At 69.1% G+C, this 20,603-nt stretch carries 18 protein-coding genes and 1 pseudogene; 5 read left to right on the top strand and 14 right to left on the bottom strand.

Translation table 11 applies throughout. The features are described 5' to 3' along the window. Positions 1–190 precede the first annotated feature (190 nt). Positions 191–997, top strand: a complete 807-nt coding sequence (locus CHB84_RS01865) for a site-2 protease family protein (protein ID WP_089299716.1) — start codon at positions 191–193, stop codon at positions 995–997. Here CHB84_RS01865 and CHB84_RS01870 read toward each other — a convergent pair. Genes CHB84_RS01870 through mshB form a run of 3 tightly spaced genes read right to left on the bottom strand, consistent with a single transcriptional unit; the run spans position 994 to position 3,127 of the window. Further along, complete coding sequence (locus CHB84_RS01870) at positions 994–1,824, bottom strand: hypothetical protein (RefSeq protein WP_089299717.1); 831 nt, start codon at positions 1,822–1,824, stop codon at positions 994–996. The genes CHB84_RS01865 and CHB84_RS01870 overlap by 4 nt on opposite strands. Positions 1,825–1,826: 2 nt before the next feature. After that, the gene (locus CHB84_RS01875; protein ID WP_089299718.1) at positions 1,827–2,285 is read right to left on the bottom strand and encodes a hypothetical protein; all 459 of its coding nucleotides are present in this window, start codon (positions 2,283–2,285) and stop codon (positions 1,827–1,829) included. Then, positions 2,282–3,127 (bottom strand): N-acetyl-1-D-myo-inositol-2-amino-2-deoxy-alpha-D-glucopyranoside deacetylase, encoded by an 846-nt coding sequence (gene mshB / locus CHB84_RS01880; RefSeq protein ID WP_089299719.1) that lies wholly within the window; start codon positions 3,125–3,127, stop codon positions 2,282–2,284. The genes CHB84_RS01875 and mshB overlap by 4 nt, the downstream gene beginning before the upstream one ends. A 176-nt stretch (positions 3,128–3,303) precedes the next feature. Here mshB and CHB84_RS01885 point away from each other — a divergent pair, with 176 nt between their 5' ends. Further along, positions 3,304–4,290 (top strand): hypothetical protein, encoded by a 987-nt coding sequence (locus CHB84_RS01885; protein WP_141134547.1) that lies wholly within the window; start codon positions 3,304–3,306, stop codon positions 4,288–4,290. A 69-nt stretch (positions 4,291–4,359) separates the two neighbouring features. Here CHB84_RS01885 and CHB84_RS01890 read toward each other — a convergent pair whose 3' ends face one another. From CHB84_RS01890 to CHB84_RS01925, 8 genes are all read right to left on the bottom strand, one after another. Continuing rightward, the gene (locus CHB84_RS01890; RefSeq protein WP_089299720.1) at positions 4,360–5,382 is read right to left on the bottom strand and encodes an ABC transporter ATP-binding protein; all 1,023 of its coding nucleotides are present in this window, start codon (positions 5,380–5,382) and stop codon (positions 4,360–4,362) included. Next, a complete protein-coding gene (locus CHB84_RS01895; protein WP_089299721.1) occupies positions 5,379–6,485 on the bottom strand; it encodes an ABC transporter ATP-binding protein in 1,107 nt (368 codons plus the stop codon). The genes CHB84_RS01890 and CHB84_RS01895 overlap by 4 nt, the downstream gene beginning before the upstream one ends. Further along, the gene (locus tag CHB84_RS01900) at positions 6,485–7,477 is read right to left on the bottom strand and encodes an ABC transporter permease (protein WP_089299722.1); all 993 of its coding nucleotides are present in this window, start codon (positions 7,475–7,477) and stop codon (positions 6,485–6,487) included. The genes CHB84_RS01895 and CHB84_RS01900 overlap by 1 nt, the downstream gene beginning before the upstream one ends. A 13-nt stretch (positions 7,478–7,490) precedes the next feature. Beyond that, complete coding sequence (locus CHB84_RS23380; RefSeq protein WP_089299723.1) at positions 7,491–9,008, bottom strand: ABC transporter permease; 1,518 nt, start codon at positions 9,006–9,008, stop codon at positions 7,491–7,493. A gap of 150 nt (positions 9,009–9,158) precedes the next feature. Beyond that, positions 9,159–10,898: an ABC transporter family substrate-binding protein gene (locus CHB84_RS01910; protein WP_089299724.1), complete on the bottom strand. Its 1,740-nt coding sequence runs from the start codon at positions 10,896–10,898 to the stop codon at positions 9,159–9,161. A 390-nt stretch (positions 10,899–11,288) separates the two neighbouring features. Next, positions 11,289–13,208, bottom strand: coding sequence for a translational GTPase TypA (gene typA / locus CHB84_RS01915; protein WP_089299725.1), 1,920 nt, complete (start codon positions 13,206–13,208; stop codon positions 11,289–11,291). 194 nt (positions 13,209–13,402) lie between these two features. Next, positions 13,403–13,705, bottom strand: coding sequence for a YciI family protein (locus CHB84_RS01920; RefSeq protein ID WP_089299726.1), 303 nt, complete (start codon positions 13,703–13,705; stop codon positions 13,403–13,405). An 82-nt stretch (positions 13,706–13,787) separates the two neighbouring features. Then, positions 13,788–14,201, bottom strand: a complete 414-nt coding sequence (locus tag CHB84_RS01925; RefSeq protein ID WP_245818498.1) for a (deoxy)nucleoside triphosphate pyrophosphohydrolase — start codon at positions 14,199–14,201, stop codon at positions 13,788–13,790. A gap of 196 nt (positions 14,202–14,397) precedes the next feature. On the opposite strand from CHB84_RS01925, the gene CHB84_RS01930 reads away from it, so the two are divergent. Together CHB84_RS01930 and CHB84_RS01935 are read left to right on the top strand one after the other, a co-directional pair. Next, positions 14,398–14,688, top strand: coding sequence for a 4a-hydroxytetrahydrobiopterin dehydratase (locus tag CHB84_RS01930; RefSeq protein WP_089299867.1), 291 nt, complete (start codon positions 14,398–14,400; stop codon positions 14,686–14,688). A 344-nt stretch (positions 14,689–15,032) separates the two neighbouring features. Further along, positions 15,033–15,728 (top strand): AbiV family abortive infection protein, encoded by a 696-nt coding sequence (locus tag CHB84_RS01935; RefSeq protein ID WP_089299868.1) that lies wholly within the window; start codon positions 15,033–15,035, stop codon positions 15,726–15,728. Between the two features lie 39 nt (positions 15,729–15,767). On the opposite strand, the gene CHB84_RS01940 is transcribed toward CHB84_RS01935, so the two are convergent. The 3 genes from CHB84_RS01940 to ychF are packed head-to-tail and all read right to left on the bottom strand — an operon-like array spanning position 15,768 to position 18,877. Next, positions 15,768–16,889 carry a hypothetical protein gene (locus CHB84_RS01940; RefSeq protein ID WP_217898441.1) on the bottom strand — a complete coding sequence of 374 codons (1,122 nt, stop codon included), beginning with the start codon at positions 16,887–16,889 and terminating at the stop codon, positions 15,768–15,770. Next, positions 16,886–17,713 (bottom strand): TIGR02391 family protein, encoded by an 828-nt coding sequence (locus tag CHB84_RS01945; protein ID WP_089299727.1) that lies wholly within the window; start codon positions 17,711–17,713, stop codon positions 16,886–16,888. Before CHB84_RS01945 ends, CHB84_RS01940 begins: the two co-directional genes overlap by 4 nt. A gap of 60 nt (positions 17,714–17,773) precedes the next feature. After that, a complete protein-coding gene (ychF, locus tag CHB84_RS01950) occupies positions 17,774–18,877 on the bottom strand; it encodes a redox-regulated ATPase YchF (protein WP_089299870.1) in 1,104 nt (367 codons plus the stop codon). Positions 18,878–19,025: 148 nt separating this feature from the next. Between ychF and CHB84_RS01955 the strand changes: the two are divergent. After that, a pseudogene (locus CHB84_RS01955) lies at positions 19,026–20,588 on the top strand (DNA-3-methyladenine glycosylase 2 family protein); the annotation flags it as partial. Positions 20,589–20,603 lie beyond the last annotated feature (15 nt).

Consider the following 20,603-nt stretch of genomic DNA (forward strand, 5'->3'; position numbering starts at 1 on the left):
ACATCAATGTGATTACACCCCTGTGATGCTATTCGGTCAAGCCGGATCCCTGGTTTGGGGGATGAAAGTGTGACGCAAGCGCAAGCCGACACGCCGACGCGAACCCGACACGCAGTTCATACCGAGCACACGGCGCCACGATCCGCGGGGTGGTCGTCGGCACCGGCAGCCTCCCAGAGAGACTTGGCCCGTGCACCGATCCGCCATCCGCCCCAGCCCCGTGTTCCTCGGCCTGCTCGCCGCCACCCTTGCCGGAGCGGTCCTGCTGGCCGTGGACGCCCCGTTCGACACCCACCAGCTCGGTGAGCGCACGGCCATCGACTTCGGCTCGCGCAGCGTCCTCGGCACCATCGGTGTCATACTGCTCATACTGGGTGGCTGGGCGGTGTCGCTGACCCTGCACGAGTTCGGCCACGCCGTCGTGGCCTACCGGGGCGGCGACCGCGCGGTGGCCGCGAAGGGCTACCTCACCCTGGACATCCGCCACTACACCGACCCGGTGTTCTCGATGGTGATCCCGCTGCTCCTGCTGGCCATCGGCGGCATCCCCCTGCCGGGAGGGGCGGTGTGGATCAACCGTGGCGCCCTCCGCACCCGCGGGGTCGCCTCGGCGGTGTCCCTGGCAGGTCCGCTGTCCAACCTGGCCATCGGCATCGTGCTGATCACGCTGGTCGCGGCCGTTCCCCTGCCTGCCGGTCTACTGATCGGCCTGTCCTACCTGGCGATGGTGCAGGTGCTCGCGTTCGTGCTGAACATCTTGCCGGTTCCGGGTCTGGACGGGTACGGCGCGCTCGAGCCCTACCTGTCCCCGCGCGCACGGGAGCTCGGCATGAAGGCGCGCCCCTGGGCCCCGCTCGCGCTGTTCGCCGTGATCATCGGGTTCCCGTACGCAGGGGAGGCGTTCTGGACGCTGTCCACCACCGTGTACGGCCTGCTCGGCGGGGATGTCGAGATGGCAGGAGCCGGGTACTCGGCGTTCATGTTCTGGCGCTCCTAGGGCGAGCCACTCGGGTCGTGGCCGCTACCCGCCTGCTGCTGCCGGTACCGGCGAGCCAGCTTGACCGCCCGCTTGAGCGCGGAGCGCTCACCGAGATAACCCGCGAACGCGCCGAGTACCGGGATCATGCCGAGCATCCGGTGCCAGAACCGGCCGCGCGGCCGGTTGTCCAGCTCGTCACCGAAGGCCTGCAGGGATCGACCCAGCCGCCAGAGCGTCACCGCGACCGCCTTGAGCGTGACCCGGCCGCGGTCACGCTGCACACCGCGCAGCTCCTCGGTGAGGTCGGCCGTGTTGGCGTCCTCGCCGGCCTGGTCGTGCGCCGGGTGGGTACCGGACGCGAGGTCGTGCCCGATGGTCCTGCCGAATAGGACCCACGCCAGCAGCCGGACACGGTCGGCGTGTCTGGTCATGCCGTACTCGCCCGCGATGGCGCACAGCAGCACACCCTGGGACGCGGCGCCGATGGCGCTCTGCACGGGGAAGCGTTGCGCCAGCGCGCCACCCAGCCCGGGTATCGCCGTCAGCAACGCCGTGAACCTGCCGACGCGGCCCACCCACCACCGCTCCCGCTGTGCGGGGGTCATCCGCTCCCAGGCAGGCGTGCCCGGCACCCGCAGTGACGCAAGACCGTTGAGCAGCCTCCTGCGCACGGTGGGCCGCAGGTGGGCGAGGTCCTCCGGCTCCGCACCGCGCGCGGCGGCCTCCGCGGCACGCGCGCGCAGACCGAGCGGGTCGGACTCGCGCAGCACGTCCAGCACGGGCCCGGTCGCGCGTACGAACGGCCGCAGCACAGCGACGAGCTGCCGATCCGAGATGCCTCCCACGGTCACTTCCCCAGCACCGACGTCGAGGTCATCGCGCCTGCCGCCGCAGGAACCGTGGCCCGCGCCGTCACGGCCATCGCGCGGCCGAAGGAGTACGCACCGGTCAAACCGCCGCCCGCGAGGAGCACGATGGTGCGCCAGTCGGCGACGAACACCTGGTCACCTCCGGGGCCCGCGACCGCGAGCACCAGCAGCGTGCACGACCAGGCCAGCAGTGGAAGCCCAGCAGACCACGGCGTGCGCCCCAGCCGCCGCGCGCACTGCCCCGCGTGCTGCACCAGCAGCGGGGTCGTCACCACGGCCAGCACCACGACGAGCGGGAACGGCACGTCCCCGAACGCGGGCAGCAGGCGACCGTCCAGCCGCAACGGCAGGAAGAACAGCTCGAGCACGGCCAGCAGCGCGGCGTCGAGCACGAGGACGCCGAGTACCACCCGCTCGATGACGGCCTCGCCCCTCATCGGAGACCACCGAACAGGTCTGTGGCCACCGGACCGGTACCACCGTAGGCGAGCTCGAAGTACTCGGTGTGCAGGTTCGGTAGCGCGATCCCGTTGGACAGCGCGCAGCACGCCCCTTCCGGCCTGCCGCTCCCGTCCCGCCACACGCTCACCTGGGTACGGTGCGCGTCCAGCGCCGCGAGCCTGGCGTCGAGCTGCCCGGCGACATCGATCGCCGCGTGGGCACGCTCGTCGGCGACGACGGGCAGCTCAGCGGGCTCGGGAACGGTGAACGGCACGCCGGGCAACTCCCGCAACGCCTGCACTCCGCGCCGCACTGGGGTCTGAGGTGCCACCGTGTGGAACACCCGCTGCACCGCTCCGGAAGCCTCGGCCGCCGCATGTGTGACCTCGTGTGCCCGGATGTGATCGGGATGGCCGTACCCGCCGTTGGCGTCGTAGCTGACCACCACCTGCGGCCGCACCTCGTGCAGGATGGCGCGCAGCTGGGCGACCTGCTCGTCGAACGCGCCCGTGGCGAACGCCCGCGGGTGATGCCGCGAGCCGGCGCCCGCCATGCCCGAGTCGCGCCAGCGCCCGATACCGCCGAGATAGAACTGCCTGGTCACGCCCAGTTCCCGGCAGGCGGCGCGCAGCTCGCCCGCGCGGTAGCCACCGAGCTGGTCCCCGGCGTGTGAGCCCAGCTCGGCGAGCTCGGCAGGGATGATCTCCCCCTCCTCGCCGAGCGTGCAGGTCACGAGCGTGACGTCCGCGCCTTCGGCGGCGTACCGGGCGATGGTCCCGCCGGTGGTGAGGGTCTCGTCGTCCGGATGCGCGTGAACGAGCAATAACCTGGTCTCCACGCTGCCACCCTAATCGCTGCCCCGACCACACCGTTGCCGTGGCACGCTGAATGACGCTTTCAGTCCACGAGAAGGACTGAAAGCGTCATTCAGCATCTCGTCCACAGGGACGGAGTTGTGCACACCGTAGCGATGAGGGTCTGGGAGCCGGCTCGCCGTGGCCACATCCTCGTACCGTGACCCGAGCACAGCGGCGTGACCAGACCCAGACCTTGCTGTCGCACAGCACCAACGGCGTGATCCGTGTTCTCCGGCTGGCCGAGCTAGGCGTACCGGCGAACACCGCCTACCGCAGGTGCGGGCTGGACGGACCGTGGCGCAGGCTCCTACCCGGTGTCGTGTGCCTGCACAACGGCCCACCGACCCGCGAGCAGCAGGTCTCGGCGGCCCTGCTGTACGCAGGGCCCGACGCGGTCGCCACCGGCCTCGAGGCGTGCAGGCAGCACGGGCTGCGCAAGACCGGCGAGACCGACGGGACGGGCGGGACCGGCACCGACGGCGTAGTGCACCTGCTCGTACCGGCGGACCGGAAGGTGCACAGCAACGGGTTCGCCGTCGTCGAGCGCACGACCCGCATGCCACCCGCTGTCGTGCGGGGCGGCACCCCGCTGGCACCGACCACCCGCGCCGTACTCGACGCCTGCCGGCGCATAACGACCCTCGCACCGTGCCGCGCGCTGCTGGCCGAGGCGGTTCAGCGACGCTTCACCACGCCCGACAAGCTCAGGGCCGAACTGGCACGCGGCAGCCAACGCGGCTCGGCGATCCCGCGCAAGGCACTGGCGGAGATCTCCGAAGGAGCCCACTCGGTCGCCGAGATCGACGCGTACGGCGTATGGCAGCGGTCGCAGCTGCCTGTCCCGGCCTGGAACGGCAGGCTGGTCGGCCCGGACGGCGAGTACATCGCCACCCCGGACGCGTGGTTCGACGACGTCGCACTGGCCTGGGAGATCGACTCGCGCCAGTACCACAGCGACCCGGACGGCTACGCGGCCACGATGGCGCGCAACACGCGCTACGCGACACACGGGGTCGTGCTGCTGCAGTCCTTGCCGGCACGCGTCCGCGACGAACCCGAGGCGGTCGCCCGTGAGCTCCGCGCCGCGTACGCTGCGGCGGCCGCGCGCCCACGCCCTGACGTGACGCACCACCCCGTGGGTTGAATGACGCGTTCCGTCCTTCTCGTGGACGGAACGCGTCATTCAACCACCAAAATGGACTGAAAGCGTCATTCAGCGTTCGGGGAAGTGGCAGGCGACGGGGTGCCCGCCTCCTCGGTCGACGAGGGCGGGTTCCTCGGTGGCGCAGATCTCGGCCGCCTTCCAGCAACGCGTCCGGAACCGGCAACCGCTCGGCGGGTCGATCGGGTTCGGCACGTCCCCGCTGAGGATGATGCGTTCCCGCTCGCGCTCGCTGCCCGGGTCCGCCTCCGGAGCCGCCGACAGCAGCGCACGCGTGTACGGGTGCGCCGGTTCCTGGTAGATCTCCTCGCGCGTGCCCGTCTCCACGATCTTGCCGAGGTACATCACCGCTATCCGGTCGGAGATGTGCCGCACCACGGACAGGTCGTGCGCGATGAACAGGTACGCCAGCCCGAACTCGTCCTGCAGGTCCTCCAGGAGGTTGACCACCCCGGCCTGCACCGACACGTCCAGCGCGGACACCGGCTCGTCGAGCACGAGCAGCTTCGGCTGCAGCGCCAGCGAGCGCGCGATACCGATGCGCTGGCGCTGCCCCCCGGAGAACTCGTGCGGGTACCGGTTGCCGTGCTCCGGGCTGAGGCCCACCAGCTCCAGCAGCTCGGCGACACGCTCCGCACCGCCGTCCCGCCAGGTCCCGTGTACCTTCAACGGCTCGGCGACGATGTCGCTCACCGGCATCCTCGGGTTCAGCGACGCGAACGGGTCCTGGAACACGATCTGCATGTCACGCCGGATCGGCTGCAGCTCCCGGAAGCTCAGGCCGATCAGCTCGCGGCCCCCGAACCGCACCGACCCGGAGCTCGGCCTGTTCAGCTGCAGCAACGACCGCCCGGTCGTGGACTTGCCGCAACCGGACTCGCCGACGATGCCGAGCGTCTCGCTCTCGCTGACGTGGAACGACACCCCGCTGACGGCCTGCACATCGCCGATCTTCCTGCGTAGCAGCCCGCCACCCCGCACGGGGAAGTTGACCACGAGGTCGTTCACCTCGAGCAGGGGCTCGCCCTGCCCGCCGGATACCGCTTGCTGCGCGCTGTCTGCCATCACGCTCATCGCGACCTCTCGCTCTCGGCCCGGAAGTACGCCGTCGGATCGTCGACCTGAGCCAGCCGGGACCAGTGGTGGCACGCGGCATAGTGCTCGTCGGCGTCGGTAGGCGCCAGCTCCGGTTCGGTGGTCACGCACGCGCTGTCGTCCGCGAGCGGGCAACGCGGGGAGAACGGGCACCCCGGCGGCACGTTGATCAGCGACGGCGGGGTACCGACGATGGGGCGCAACCGCTCGTGCTCGGTCGCGTCGAGGTGTGGAAGCGAGCCGAGCAACCCGGCCATGTAGGGCATGCGCGGCTGGTTGAACACCACGTCCACGTTGCCGATCTCCACCGGCCTGCCCGCGTACATCACCAGGACTCGATGGGCCATACCCGCGATCACACCCAGGTCGTGGGTGATCATCAGGATCGCCGCGTTGACCTCGTCCTTGACCTCGAGCAGCTTCTCCAGGATCTGCGCCTGCACCGTGACGTCCAGCGCCGTTGTCGGTTCGTCCGCGATGATGAGGTCGGGATCGTTGATGATCGCCATCGCGATCATCACGCGCTGCCGCATCCCGCCGGAGAACTCGTGCGGGTAGCTCTTCAGCCGGGCCTCCGGTCGCGGGATCCCGACCAGGTCGAGCATCTCCTTCGCGCGCGTCAGCGCCTGCTTGCGCGAGACCAGGTGATGCGACAGCACAGCCTCGGCCAGCTGGTCACCGATGGTCTGCACCGGGTTCAGCGAGGTCATCGGGTCCTGGAAGATCATAGCGATCTTCTCGCCGCGCAGCGAACGGTGCTCCTTCTCCCGCATCCGCAGCAGGTCCTTGCCGCGGTACCGGATGCTGCCGCGTACGCGCGCGTTGCCGGGCAGCAACCCCATGATCGCCATCGAGGAGACCGACTTGCCCGAGCCGGACTCCCCCACGATGCCCAGCACCTCGCGCTCCCGCACGGAGTAGTCCACGCCGCGCACGGCATGCACCATGCCGTCGTCGGTGGGGAACTCCACGGTCAGGTCCTCCACCCGCAGGATCTCCTCGTCGGACGGGGGCAGCGAGTCCGCGAGGGTCTTTCCCGCGTGTACCCGCGAGCCGTTGGCGGGCTCCAGATTCGTCGACATCAGTCACGCACCCGGTTCTGTCGTGGGTCGAAGGCGTCGCGCAATCCGTCACCGATGAAGTTCACGGACAGCACGATGCCGATGATGAAAAGTCCCGGCCAGTAGAACAACCACGGCCGCACGGTCAGCGCGTTCTGGTAGTCGCTGATGATCCTGCCGAGCGAGGTGTCCGGGGGTTGCACCCCCAGCCCCAGGAAGGACAGCGCCGACTCGAGGATGATCGCACTCGCGATGGCCAGCGTCACCGAGACGATGATGATGCCGACCGTGTTCGGCAGGATGTGCTTGACGATGATCCGTCGCGCGGACGTACCGAACGACCTGGCCGCGATGACGAACTCCTTCTCCCGGATGGACAGCACCTCGCCGCGGATCAGCCGCGCCGTCGGTGTCCAGGTCACCAGCCCCAGCACGAGCCCGAGCACGACGATGCCCCTGTCCCCTGCCATCACGGCCACCATGCCCGCGAACAGCAGGGTGGGGATGGTGATGACCAGGTCGGTCAGCCGCATCAGCGCGGCCTCGGACTTGCCCCGGAAGTACCCGGCGACCGCGCCGACGAGCGTCCCGACGAAGGTGGCAACGATACCGACGATGAACGCGATCACCAGCGACACCTGGGTCCCCCGCATGGTCAGCGCGAAGTAGTCCCTGCCGACGTTGTCCTGCCCGAAGGGATGCTCGCCGATCTGCAGGCCGGAACCACCCAGGAAGCCGGGCAACAGGCTCAGTGTCGGCTTGCCGCCGTCGACGAGCGTTCCGGTCGAGGAGAAGTCCTTGGGCCACCAGCCGGGGATCGGTCCGGCACCGATCGAGGTCACCGCAAGCAGCACGATCGCCCCGAGACCGATCATGCCCGCGACAGCCCCCTTGTGGCGGATGAAGCGCCGGAGCACCAGCTGGCCCTGGGTACGCGTCCGCACCCCCATGCCCTGAACCGCGTCGGTGCCGCTGGGTGCTTGCGCCGGCTTCGTCCTAGTTCTGCGCATCATTCACCTACTCCTGTCAGGACAGCCGGATCCGCGGGTCGAGGAAGCCGTAGGCGATGTCGGCGAGCATGTTGAACGCCACGATCGCGCCCCCGGCGACGAGGAAGAACGCCATGATCGGCATGGGGTCGCCCTGGTTGATCCCGTCGAGCAGCATCCTGCCCATGGCGCGCCACCCGAACACGGTCTCGGTCACCACGGCCCCGCCCATGACGGTGCCGATGTCGTAGGCGGTCAGCGTCGTGATGGGGATCAGGCCGTTGCGCAGCGAGTGCCGTGTGACCACCGCCCGTTCGGGCAGGCCCTTCGCGCGCGCGGTGCGCACGTAGTCCTGGTTCATCACCTCCAGCATGCTCGCCCTGGTGTAGCGGGTGTAGGTCGCCAGCGAGATCAGCATCAGCGCCAGCGTGGGCAGGGCGAGGTGCCCGACGGAGTCCAGACCGGACTGCCAGAAGGTGCCCTGGAAGTTGGGCGTGCCCGAGCCGATCGTGGAGACCGGGCGGCCGCCCTTCATATCGCTGTAGCTCGCGAAGGACTGCAGCAGCCGGTCGGTGAAGATCACCGCGCCGGTGAACAGGCCGGTGAACACCGCGGACTGGACGGCCGAGCGCCGGTACAGCTCGCCACCGAGCAGCCACCCGATGGCGAAACACACGCCTGCGGTGATTACGGCGAGCAGCGCGATCGTGGCCAGGTTCGGGTCCCGCAGCACCGGGTCGAGCAGCAGCGCACTGGCGATGCCGGCGATGGCGGCTGCCATCGCCGCACGCATCGGCGGGCTGTGCCAGTCCAGCCCGCTGAACAGCGTGGTGAAGCCGATCGCTCCCGCGACGGCGGTCAGGGAGATCACGAATATGCCCAGCCCCGGATCAGCGAACCAGCCGGTCTCCGACAGGGCCCACAGCAGGGCGCACATGGCCACGAACGCGACCACGAAGGTGGTCACCCTGCTGCGGCGGTCGCCGACGACCAGCGCGGCGCAGAACAGCGCGACGAACAGCGCGATCAACCCGATCACCCAGAGGGCGAGCTTCGGGTCGGCCAGCCAGTTGTTGAGGTCGATGGCCACGAACTGCTTGAGCAGGGTGGCCACCCAGAACAGTGGCAGGGAGTAGAACAGGAACGCGGCGAAGGTCACCGACAGGTCCAGGCCGCTGTACTGCCGCAGCGCGGAGATCACCCCGATGGTGATCCCGACGACGATGGACAGCACCGTCGCGGCGAGAACCAGTTGCAGCGTGGCGCCGACGGCGTTCTCCAGCATGGCATTGACGCTCTGGCCGGTCACGTTCACACCGAGATCGCCGGTGAGCGCGGAACCGAGCCAGCGGAAGTAGCGGACGAATACGGGTTCGTCGAGGTTCATCCGCTCGGTGATCTCGGCGATCGCGGCCTCTTGGGCCTGACCGCTCGGCAGCTGCCTGGCCTCGGCCAGGGGGTCCCCGACGTTCGCCGCCATGACGAACACCACGGCGGTGGCGGCGAGGAAGACCAGGGCCGAGACGAACAGGCGCCGCGCGATGAAGGCGAGCATGGCGCAGTCTCCTGGGTACGCGGAACGATCAGGGTGGGGCCACACCGCGGCGGGGCCGGGAAAGGGGACTCCCGGCCCCGCCGCGGTGCGATACCGATGCGGGCCGCGTGTGAGCCGGTGTCAGCTCACCGCACGGCGCACCGGGTCAGCTCACTCCCTGCTCCATTCCGGCATGTTCCACACCAGACCGGTCTGCGTCGGGTTCATCACGATGTTCTGCACGTCCTGCTGCCAGGCAGCGATGTTCGGGTGCTGGTACAGCGGGATGGTCGCCAGGTCGGCCCAGAGCTTCTCCTCGATGTCGGCCGCGATCGACAGCGCCTCGTCCTGGTCGCTCTGCCGCAGGATGTCATCGAGCATCTGGTCCATCTCCTCGTCGGAGTAGCACCCCATGTTGTTGCCCTTGCCCTCGGCGGAGCACTCCTCCGGGGACCGGTAGGTGGAGTTCCAGCCGGACAGCACCGAGGAGCCGATCCAGGCGAACATCGCGACATCGAAGGTGCCCTGCGACAGACCACCGCTGGTGTCGAAGAAGTCGGCACTGGCGTCGAACTCCACCTCGAAGCCCGCTTCCTCGCAGGCCTCGGTGATCAGCGTGCCCGCGTTGTTCCTGCGCTCGTTGTCCAGCGTCTCCAGCCGGATCTCGGTGCCGACCGCGTCCTCGTCCTCGAGGATCTGCCGGGACCGCTCGAGGTCCTGCTCGCCGTACTCGTCGAGCCACTCGGAGGAACGGTCGATGGCCTCGTCGAAGCCCGGGTCCCACGGCGCGATGTTGCGGATGTCCTTCGTCTCGGCCTCCGGCATCACCGGCTGGATCAGGTTCTCCACAATGGTCTGCCGCGGCACGCACAGCGCGAAGGCCTCGCGCAGCTCGCGGCTCTCCGCGAAGGGCCCGTCGTTGAAGTTGAAGTCCAGGTGCTCGTAGCTGTACTGGTTCTCGACAGCCGACTCGATACCCGCGGCCTCCGCGGCCTCGATCTGGTTGGCGATGTCCACCGTCGGCTGCGGGTTGATGATGTCGACTTCCTGGTTCTCCAGGGCCTGGACCTGCTCTTCCTCGGGGATCTCCCGGATCACGATGGTCTCGGTCTCCGGTGCCTCACCCCAGTACTCCTCGTTGTAGGTGAGCGTGACGTGCTGACCTTCCTGGTAGGAGTCCAGCTTGTACGGACCGGATGAGGGGATCAGCTCCTCGTCGGGCAGCGCGCCGTCGAGGAGCCAGCCCTCGTTGAAGAAGTCGACGGTGTCCTCGAGGGCCTCCCAGTCCTCGGCCTTGACGGCCTCGATGAACTCCTCGGAGGACAGACCGCCCTGCTCGGCGACGACATGCGCGGGCATCATGGCAGCGTTGCCGTTGCTCGGCCCGTTGCTGGTCCAGTCGGCGAAGGGCTGCTCGTACTCGAGCGTGAACTCCTTGTCCCCCGCCTCGCAGTCCGGCACCTGGGTGTCCTCGACCCCGTCGGTGCCGATCGCCGAGTAGTCCGACTCACCGCTTTGCTGGGCCCACCACAGCAGCGCGTCGTCACAGTCGATCGGCTCGCCGTCCGACCAGGTGGCGTCCTCGTTGATCGTGTACTCGACCGTCAGCGGGTCGTCGGAGACCTGCTCGTAGGTGCCGAACTCCTCGTTCGGGGTGACCTGGCCGTCCTCCCCCGCGAAGTGCCAGAATCCGGTGGTCACCCATTCCATCACGACACCGTTGGCGAACGAGTTCGCTCCGGCCGTGGTGTTGTTGTAGCTGTCGAAGGGCTGGGGCCAGGCCAACGTGATGGTGTCGCCGCCCCCGCCGTCGTCACCGGCGGCATCATCACCGTTGTCGGCACACGCGCTCAGCACGAGCGCGCTCCCCGCGATCATCGCGACCGCAGAGGTGAATCGTGATCTCCTCATTATGACTGTGTCCTCCTAGCACTGGGCCGGTGTGGCCCGCATCGCAACGGCATGTGTGGCCGAAGCCTATGACGCACCACACCTTTCTTGGTATGGCGAGCTCGCCGATGAACACTAGGAAGCGGGCCACACCGCGTCACGAGTTCGCGGAAGATCGTGACCAATCGGTGACTTCAGTCCCGAACCGCTCACCGGTTCGACCCAGTTGGCGACTACCTGGAGAAACGAACCATCCTACCGGGGTACGCCGAACGGTCCACGACTATCGGAGGGGATCTGGCCGAGCGGATTTCATTACTCTGTGTCGTACCCTTTCGGGCGTCACAGCACAGGCGCGCCCGAAGGGCGGGCGGGAACGCGGCCGACCGCGACGGGCGACCCGGGGCGCCGTCAGGCGCCCGCGTCGCGGCTGCGCGCGCGGGTGCGCTCCTTGCCGCGCTGGTGCGTATCCAGGGTCACCTTGCGCACGCGGATCGCCTTCGGCGCGACCTCGACACATTCGTCGGCGGCGCAGAACTCCAGAGCCTCTTCCAGGCTCAGCACGCGGGGACGCGCCAGCCGCTCCAGCTCGTCGGCTGTCGACGAGCGGACGTTGGTGAGCTTCTTCTCCTTGGCGATATTGATCTCGAGGTCCTCGGGGCGCGGGCTCTCTCCGACCACCATTCCCTCGTAGACCTGCGCGCCGGGCTCGACGAAGAACGTCCCGCGGTCGGCGAGCTGGGTCAGCGCGTAGGTGGTGACCGCACCGGTGCGGTCGGCGACGAGCGAGCCGCTGTTGCGGCTGCGGATCTCGCCTGCCCACGGGAAGTACCCCTCGAACACGTGGTTGGCGATCCCCTCCCCGCGGGTCTCGGTGAGGAAGTCGGTCCGGAAGCCGATGAGGCCGCGAGCAGGCACCAGGTACTCCAGCGCCATCCGGTCCGAGCCGTGCCCCTCCATGTGCTCCATCCGGCCCTTCCGCGCGGCCAGCAGCTGAGTGACCGCCCCCATGTAGGGCTCGGGGATATCCAGGCTCAGCCGCTCGAACGGCTCGTGCAGCTTCCCGTCGATGGTGCGCGTGACGACATCCGGCTTGCCGACGGTGAGCTCGAATCCCTCGCGCCGCATCTGCTCCACGAGCACCGCGAGCGCCAGCTCGCCTCGACCGTGCACCTCCCAGGTGTCCGGCCTGCCACCCGGCAGCACCCGCATGCTGACGTTGCCGACCAGCTCCTGGTCGAGGCGCGACTTCACCAGCCGCGCGGTCAGCTTGTCGCCACCGCCCGTGCCTGCCAGTGGGGACGTGTTCACGCCGAGCGTCATCGAGATCGCGGGCTCGTCCACGGTGATGCGGGGCAGCGCACCCGGGTCGTCCTTGTCCGCGAGCGTGTCCCCGATGGTGATCTCGCTGATACCGGCGATCGCCACGAGGTCACCGGCGGCAGCCTCGCTCGCCGGAGCGCGGTCGAGGCCCTTGGTCTGGTACAGCTCCGTGATCCGGACGTGCTCGACCGGAGCGTCCGCGCGCATCCACGCCACCGTCTGCCCCTTGGCCAACCGGCCGGAGTGGATCCTGGCCAGCGCGATTCGCCCCACGAACGGCGAGGCGTCGAGGTTGGTGACCATCGCGCGCAGCGGAGCGTCGAGCTCGACGTGCGGGGCGGGGATCCGGTTCAGCAGGATGTCGAACAGCGGGTCCAGGTTGTCGCCGTCCGGGCGGTCGCCGTCGGCGGGGGCGTTCAGCGAGGCGATGCCGTCCCTGGCGCAGGTGTAGATGACCGGCATGTTCACGATCGCGTCGAGCGCGTCGTCGTCCATGCCCTCGATCTCGCCTGCCAGCTCGAGAAGCAGGTCGTAGGCGTCGTTGACGACCTCGGCGATCCGCGCGTCCGGCCGGTCCACCTTGTTCACGACAAGCACGACGGGCAGCCGCGCCTCGAGCGCCTTGCGCAGCACGAAGCGGGTCTGCGGGAGCGGGCCCTCGCTGGCGTCGACGAGCAGCAGCACTCCGTCCACCATGGCCAGGCCCCGCTCGACCTCACCGCCGAAGTCGGCGTGGCCAGGGGTGTCGATGACGTTGATGGTCACCGGACCGTCCTCGCAGTGGCGACGGATCGCGGTGTTCTTGGCAAGAATGGTGATGCCCTTCTCGCGCTCGAGCTCGCCCGAGTCCATCACGCGATCAACCGGGTCTCCATGTTCGGCGAAGGCACCGGACTGCCGCAGCATCGCATCGACGAGCGTGGTCTTGCCGTGGTCAACGTGCGCGACGAGCGCGACATTACGCAGGTCGGTGCGCGTCGTGCTGAGGGTGTCGCTTACTGCGGGCACGCATGGGCTCCTGGGATCGCGAGAAGGGCAGGGACCACCGTGCCATCGGCCGGAGCACGGCAGCGGCACGTGGTCAAGGCCAGATTACCCGAGGCCTTGCTGTGAACAGGCACACACCGCGTCAGGACACGGTCCGGCGCCACCGGAGCACGTGCTCGACACCTCGGCGGCGGGGCGGCCCCGCCGCAGGCTGGTCACTGCGCGGCGACCACCTCGTTGATCCAGTTGAGCTCCGGGACCGTCCTGGTCGCCGCGAACTCGTAGACGTCGTACCTGGCGAGGTGACGGTACGAGAACGGGTCGGTGGCCAGGATCGCGTCGAGCTTCCCGCGCAGCATGGGCCGAGCGATGATCACGCCGCCGACGCGCGGTTCACGCCTGCCGGAGACGAGGAAGTCACCCGACTCGTAATGCCGCTCCAGCCACTCGACGTGCTCGGGCAGCACGTAGTCGATCTCGTTGATCGGCGCGGTGTAGGTACTCACAGCCACATACATGTTCCCAGGGTAGTCCTCAGTGTGAGCTGTGACACCTGTTAAGGACGCATTCATTCGCGTAGCCGGTCGCCGTACGGTGCGGCTACCCGCCCGCGGCACCCGCGCGGGTGAGCATCCGCCGTAGCTCGGGCAACAGCTCGCGGTCGGCGGGCAGCCAGGCCAGCCCGCCCAGTCCCTCCGCGGGCACCCACCGGATCTCGCCGTGCTCGACGGCGCAGGGTTCGCCAGCCGGGTCGGCCAGGCTCGCCGCGTAGACCCGCAGCACCCTCCCCGGCGCGAGCTCGACCTGCGCGATGCGATGCTCGACGAGGACGGCACAACCCAGCTCCTCGAGCAGCTCCCTGCGCAGCGCGTCGCCATCGGACTCACCGGGCTCCACCCGGCCGCCGGGCAGCTCCCAGTAGCCCGCGAGGCTCGCGGGATGGCTGCGCCGCGCGGCGAGCACGCGCGCGCCCCGCACCAGTGCCGCCCCCACGACCACATCCCTGCCCGTCACCCGCACGACGCTACCCCGACGCTGAATGACGCTTTCAGTCCATAGGGGTGGCTGAATGACGCTTTCAGTCCATACGGGTGGTTGAATGACGCTTTCACTCCCTCTCGTGGACTGAAAGCGTCATTCAGCACACCACCGGGGACATGCGGGCGCGGGGTGGCGGGAAAGGCCGGGGTTCGCTGGCACCATGGACGGCATGGTGGAACTACTGACGGACGAGCAGATCAGCGCGGAACTGCAGACACGGCCCGAGTGGGCGCACGAGGACCCCGCGCTGGTCAGGACGGTCAAGCTGGACACGTTCCCGCGCGCGATCGAGGTCGTCGATCAGGTCGCGGCCATCGCCGAGGAACTCGACCATCACCCGGACATCGACATCCGCTGGCGCACACTCCGGTTCTCGGTGAGCACCCACTCGAAGGGCGGGGTCACGCAGAACGACCTCGCGCTCGTGGACCGCATCGACGCGGTGCTCGCCGGGTACTGACACCACAGCACTGACACCGCCGCGGCCACGGGACGCGGCGCCGGGCTCCTCCGCTCGCCGGTGCTACGAGCGTAGCCGCACATCCTGGTTCGGGGTGATCTCCGCACACACGAACCGCTCCAGGACGACCGGGGTCTCGTCATCACCGCCTACACGTTGAAGCGGAACTCGACGACGTGCCGTGAGGACCATGAGCGACCTTCAAGTCGGTTCGTAAGCAAGTGTTCTCGCAGGTCAGATTGCCATTCGATCAAAGGTTGAACCGGAACTCATGAAGCCCGCTGATTGCGCCATCTAGCTATGTCACGGTTCGAACTCCACTGCGGGAGAATCGCCTTGTGGAGATGCATCCGAACACAGCGCGAACGTTCTGGAAGGCGCTCATGGACAACGCCTCCGGGCTCATCGCCGACGCCCATGCCCTGCTTGAGCGCGGATCGTTCGGCCGCGCCCGCTCGCTCACGGTCCTCGCGCAGGAGGAGCTGGGCAAGGCGCTGTGGATCTACGAGACCTTCGAGCAGTCATGGAGCACTGGCGCGGATGAGGCCCGAGATGTCCCGCGGCTCACGTCGGACGGTCACCGCCACGCCGTGAAGTACATGGAGGCCTTCGTCTTCGGTCAGGAGCTCGCGTCGTTCTGGGGCGACTACGAATCCTTCGAGCTCCCGGAGGACGAGTCGCAGGAGGGCTGGGACGCCTTCTTCGCGAAGAAGCGGAGCGACGCGGAGACGGCTGGGAAGCAGGCAAACGAGGAGAAGAAGGCCGGCTTCTACGTCGACCTGGACTCCTCGAGCGGGGCCGTACTCTCCCCCACCGACGTCTCGGCGGAGACGATCGCCGACGACCTGCAGACCGCGGCGCAGGTCGTCGAGATGCTGCTGATCAAGGACCACAGCCGAATGAAGCTCGAGGTCACGACGCCCTACGACAGCACGCACGAGCAGCAGCACAGGCTCCTGCCGATCTCGCACCCCGAGGACTGGGCGGCGGCGTCGCAGGAGTTCAGGGACCGCGGCTACATCAAGGGCAGGGAGGACTGAGCAGCGCCGTCATCGCTGCCGCAGGCCCGCGCAGCAGCACTAACCGGATTCACGGGCCACCCGGTCGGCGTAGCCGATGAGGCTCGTGACGAGCATGAGCACCTGGATGCAGTTCCGCTTGCTGAACTGGCGCGAGGAGACGCCGTGGACGCTCGCGTGGCGCGAGTAGTAGCGCGGCACCTTGTCGCCCTTGTGCTTCCAGAACTCCTCGTGCGCGTTCCAGATCGGCAGCCATACGAACGCTTCTCGGACACCCATCTCGTCGATCGCCTCGGGAACATCAGCGCCCCTCTTGCGATTCGTGATGACCCCGCGGGCCTTCCGATCGGGATAGAAGCGATAGATCAGCGTGTCCAACGTGACGGTGAACATGGCCTGAGCCGAACGAGCGTGGCCGGCGCGCATCGCGCCGAGGCCGTCGAGGGCGAAGCTCAGCTCATCGCTGATCGCCTCGTGGTCCGCCCGTTCCAGCACGGCGGCGCAGTCCTCCAAGAGCGACTCGTAGCAGTCGCCGAGCACTCGTCGCCGTCCTGCGCGATCCTTCGCCCGCAGCAGCCGCAGCGCCGTCCGCCCCCGTGGCACGAGGTAAAGCGGGATGCCCTCCTGCTCGACGAACTCGTGGACGTCGCTCGCCCTGATCTCGTCCGCGTGCTCCTTGAGGTTGGGCGGCAGCAGGGCACGGTTGAGACCGCGGAGCGCCTCCGGGTCGAAGAGCGGCCCGAGGGACTTCCGCAGGCCCTCCACGGTCCTCGCGTGCTGCTCGGAGATCCTCTTGAACATCTCCTGGGTCGCAGGATTGAGAACTGGAGCCTGCAGCGCGGGCAGGTCGAGCGGTGGCACCGAAAATGTCGGAACGCTGGCGACGATCGAAGCCATCTGCTCCTGGAGCCGCTCGTTCATCGGCGCAAGGGCCTCGCGGGCAAGGGCACTGTAGTCGGGCATCAACGACCGCATCCGCTCCTGCAGGGGCGCGACGATGCTGGCCAAGAAGTCATCCAAGTTCGGTAGCAGTGACTGGGCGAACCCTGCCGGCATGCGGAAGCCGCCGTCTCGGGCGACGCCCTCGTCCTCGCTCGACTCGTCGGGCTCCGGCCCTTCGGCCTGCGGGGCGTCATCGTCGTCGGGGTCGACCTCGTGGTCGTCGTCCCCGTCCTCGATCACGGCGAGCCTCCGTCGGCGGAGCGCGCCCCATCGAGCCTCCGATGGACCATCGAGACCATCGTCAGCACCTCGAGCAGCTCGTCGTCGCTCACGGACCGGTTCAGCCGCGGGTCGTGCGCCGTCGGGTTGCGGTAGAGGCCGCCGAGCCCCTTGATCAGGTTTGCGAGTCCCGTCTGCTCGTCGCACTCGGTCTGCGTCCCCAGTGAGTTGATCGCGAGCGCTGGCACGCCGGTCTTGCCGAGGGCGAGCGCCGCGTCGACGAGAGCCGCGCCGTCGCCCTGAGCGCCCGTGGTCATCCGCAGCCGGTCGAAGATACTCTTGGTCGCCTCCAGGCAGGCATGGAAGTGCGCCTTCTTCAGCACCTCGACCGAGCAGTACCGCAGCACCTCGGGATGGGCCTTCCGGCGCTGCAGCTCGTCGCGGATGGACGTCGCGATGCGAGTTGCCTCGTCCAAGGTCTGCGCGCGGGCACCACGAGCGACCTTGCCGGCGTCGTTGACGCGGAGTCCGACGAAGGCCAGGTGCTCGTTGAGGCGATCCTGCCGCAGAGTGAAGAGCTCGGGGCGGTCCCGGTAGCGGACCGGCTCCATGGCGGCGACGATGAAAGTGATGATCCGGTTCGAGCTCTGGTCCCTGTCCTGGCGGGCGACGAACGCCTCGGCGAGCCGGTCGCGCTTCGTCGCGTCCGGCAAGGGATCGCTCATGTTCAGCCGGACGAGCAGGTCGCCGATCTCCCTGCCTGTCAGGCCGTTCTCGGTATCGGCCAGCACGGCGGCGACGGACTTCAGAGTCCCGTACGACCACGGGGGCTGCGGTTCGGCCACGTCAGATCACCGCCGACTCAGGACGACGAGCGATGACCCGGTCGAGCATCTGCTGACCGGCTATTTCTTCCCACTGCCAGACGTTCCTCCGTGTCTGAACTCGACCACGTCGCCGTCGTGCATGACGTAGTCCTTGCCCTCCATGCGCATCTTGCCCGCCGACCGGGCTGCCGCGAGCGAACCCGCCTCGATCAGCTCCTCGTACGAGATCACCTCGGCCTTGATGAAGCCGCGCTGGAAGTCGCTGTGGATCGCCCCCGCCGCTTCCGGGGCCGTCGCGCCCTGCCGGATGGTCCAGGCCCTGGCCTCCTTCGGCCCCGCGGTCAGGTACGTCTGCAGGCCGAGCGTGTGAAAACCCGCCCGCGCCAGCGAGTACAAGCCTGGCTCGCTCTGGCCGACCGACTCGAGCAGCTCGCGCACCGACTCCTCGTCGTCGAGCTCGAGCAGCTCCGCCTCCACCTTGGCGTCCAGGAACACCGCGTCGGCCGGCGCCACCAGCTTGGTCAGCGCCTCGCGGCGGGCCTGGTCACGCAACACGCCCTCGTCCGCGTTGAACACGTACAGGAAGGGCTTCGTGGTCAGCAGGGACAGCTCGCGCACCGCGTCGAGGTCGATCTCGTTCTGGGCGGCGAACAGCGTGCGCCCGCTGTCGAGGATCTCCCGTGCCTGCTTGGCGCTGTCCAGCGCAGGACGGTTCTCCTTCTTGGTCCTGGCTTCCTTCTCCATCCGCGGCAGCGCCTTGTCCAGCGTCTGCATGTCGGCGAGGATCAGCTCGGTGTTGATCGTCTCGATGTCGCCCGCCGGGTCGACGTTGCCGTCCACGTGCACCACGTCGGGATCGTCGAACACCCGGATCACCTGACATATGGCGTTGGCCTCGCGGATGTTGGCGAGGAACTGGTTACCGAGACCCGCGCCCTCCGAAGCGCCCTTCACCAGACCCGCGATATCGACGAACGACACCGTGGCGGGCACGGTGCGCGCCGACGAGAACATCTCGGCGAGCTTGTCGAGCCGCGCGTCCGGCAGGGGCACCACGCCGACGTTGGGCTCGATCGTCGCGAACGGGTAGTTCGCCGCGACGGCCTCGTTGCGGGTCAGCGCGTTGAACAGGGTGGACTTTCCGACGTTGGGCAGGCCAACGATACCGAGGGTCAAACTCACGAGAGCCCAGTGTACGGGTCGCCACGCAGCCGCCCCGACGTCCCGTGCACCCAGCCACAGGGGGCCGGGGTGGCCCAGCTCCGGCCCGCCCATCGTGATGTCCGATTCCCGCCGGTGCCGCGCGGCTCGTGATGGCAGGATCGACGGCATGACAGCGACCCGGGCCGTGACCACCGATGCCGCGGAGCACACCCCGCCAGGACAGCTGTGGCGGGACTTCGACCGGTGCTACGCCGCGGTCGCGGCCAGGGACGTCCGGTTCGACGGGCAGTTCATCACCGCCGTGCGCACCACGGGCATCTACTGCCGCCCGTCCTGCCCCGCGCTGACACCGCGCCAGGGCAACGTTTCCTTCTACCCCACATCGGCCGCAGCCCAGGCCGCGGGGTTCCGTGCCTGCAGGCGGTGCCTTCCCGACGCCGTGCCGGGCTCGCCGGAGTGGAACCTGCGCGCCGACCTCGCGGGTCGCGCGATGCGGCTGATCGGCGACGGCGTCATCGACCGCGAGGGCGTCACCGGCCTGGCCCGCGCACTGGGTTACTCCACACGCCACCTCACTCGCGTGCTGACGGCCGAGCTCGGCGCGGGCCCCATCGCGCTGGCCCGGGCCCATCGCGCGCACGCCGCACGCCTGCTCATCGAGCACACACCGCTCCCGCTGACCGAGGTCGCGTTCGCCGCAGGCTTCGCGAGTGTGCGGCAGTTCAACGACACCATCCGTACCGTGTTCGGGATCGCTCCCGCTCGGCTGCGCGACGCGGCCTCCGGCCCGGCGCGGCGCGGCCGTGGCGCACCGGAACCCGCAGACTCCGCGCCGGGAACGCGCGTGTCCGTGCGGCTGCCGTTCCGCCGCCCCTTCGACGCGGGCGGGGTGCTCGACTACCTGGCGGCACGCGCCGTCCCCGGCGTCGAGTCGGTACGCACAGCGGCCGGGGACGAGCAGGCTCGCTACGCGCGCACACTGCGGCTGCCGCACGGCCCGGCGATCGTGCACGCCGAACCCGCAGCCGAGCACGTGCGCTGCACCCTGCGCCTGACCGATGTTCGTGACCTCGGCAGCGCGGTCGCGCGCGTGCGGCGGTTGTTCGACCTCGACGCCGACCCTGTCGCGGTGGACTCCGCACTGGCCGCCGACAGCGCGCTGACACCCCGGGTTGCCGCGACACCGGGAATCCGCGTACCGGGAACCGTCGACCCGCACGAGCTCGTCGTGCGGGCGGTTCTGGGCCAGCAGGTGTCGGTGGCCTCGGCACGCTCGCTCGCCGGACGGCTGGCGCGCACCCTCGGCACGCCACTCGACGACCGGCCCGCGGAGGGTGGCACGGCGGCGGAACCGGACACACTGTTCCCCACCATGCAGGCCGTCGCCGAGCACGCGGCCACGGCGCTGCGCGGCCCCACGCGGCGCATCGCCGCGCTGGCCACCGTCGCCGAGCACCTCGCATCGGGAGCGCTCGAGGTGCACATCGGCAGCGATCCGCAGACGGTGCATCGCGAGCTCACCGCGCTGCCGGGGATCGGCACGTGGACCGCCGACTACGTCCTGCTCCGCGCGCTCGGCACGCCCGACATCCTTCCCGTTACCGACCGCGCCCTGCGCACCGGCGCCGCCCGCCTGGACCTTCCCGAGGACCCTGCCGGGCTCAGCGCCCGCGCGCACCGCTGGCGACCGTGGCGCTCCTACGCGGGTATGCACCTGTGGCGCGCCGCGCTCACCCCCCCCCCC

Source organism: Haloechinothrix alba (genome assembly GCF_900188115.1).
Taxonomy (GTDB): Bacteria; Actinomycetota; Actinomycetes; order Mycobacteriales; family Pseudonocardiaceae; genus Haloechinothrix; species Haloechinothrix alba.

Excerpts from the sequence above, each read along its gene's own strand:
- CHB84_RS01890 (WP_089299720.1), bottom strand. The coding sequence starts at position 5,382 with ATGAGCGTGATGGCAGACAGCGCGCAGCAAGCGGTATCCGGCGGGCAG.
- CHB84_RS01910 (WP_089299724.1), bottom strand. The coding sequence starts at position 10,898 with ATGAGGAGATCACGATTCACCTCTGCGGTCGCGATGATCGCGGGGAGC.
- CHB84_RS01930 (WP_089299867.1), top strand. The coding sequence starts at position 14,398 with ATGGTGGAACTACTGACGGACGAGCAGATCAGCGCGGAACTGCAGACA.
- CHB84_RS01900 (WP_089299722.1), bottom strand. The coding sequence starts at position 7,477 with ATGATGCGCAGAACTAGGACGAAGCCGGCGCAAGCACCCAGCGGCACC.
- CHB84_RS01895 (WP_089299721.1), bottom strand. The coding sequence starts at position 6,485 with ATGTCGACGAATCTGGAGCCCGCCAACGGCTCGCGGGTACACGCGGGA.
- CHB84_RS23380 (WP_089299723.1), bottom strand. The coding sequence starts at position 9,008 with ATGCTCGCCTTCATCGCGCGGCGCCTGTTCGTCTCGGCCCTGGTCTTC.
- CHB84_RS01935 (WP_089299868.1), top strand. The coding sequence starts at position 15,033 with ATGCATCCGAACACAGCGCGAACGTTCTGGAAGGCGCTCATGGACAAC.
- CHB84_RS01875 (WP_089299718.1), bottom strand. The coding sequence starts at position 2,285 with ATGAGGGGCGAGGCCGTCATCGAGCGGGTGGTACTCGGCGTCCTCGTG.
- CHB84_RS01920 (WP_089299726.1), bottom strand. The coding sequence starts at position 13,705 with ATGTATGTGGCTGTGAGTACCTACACCGCGCCGATCAACGAGATCGAC.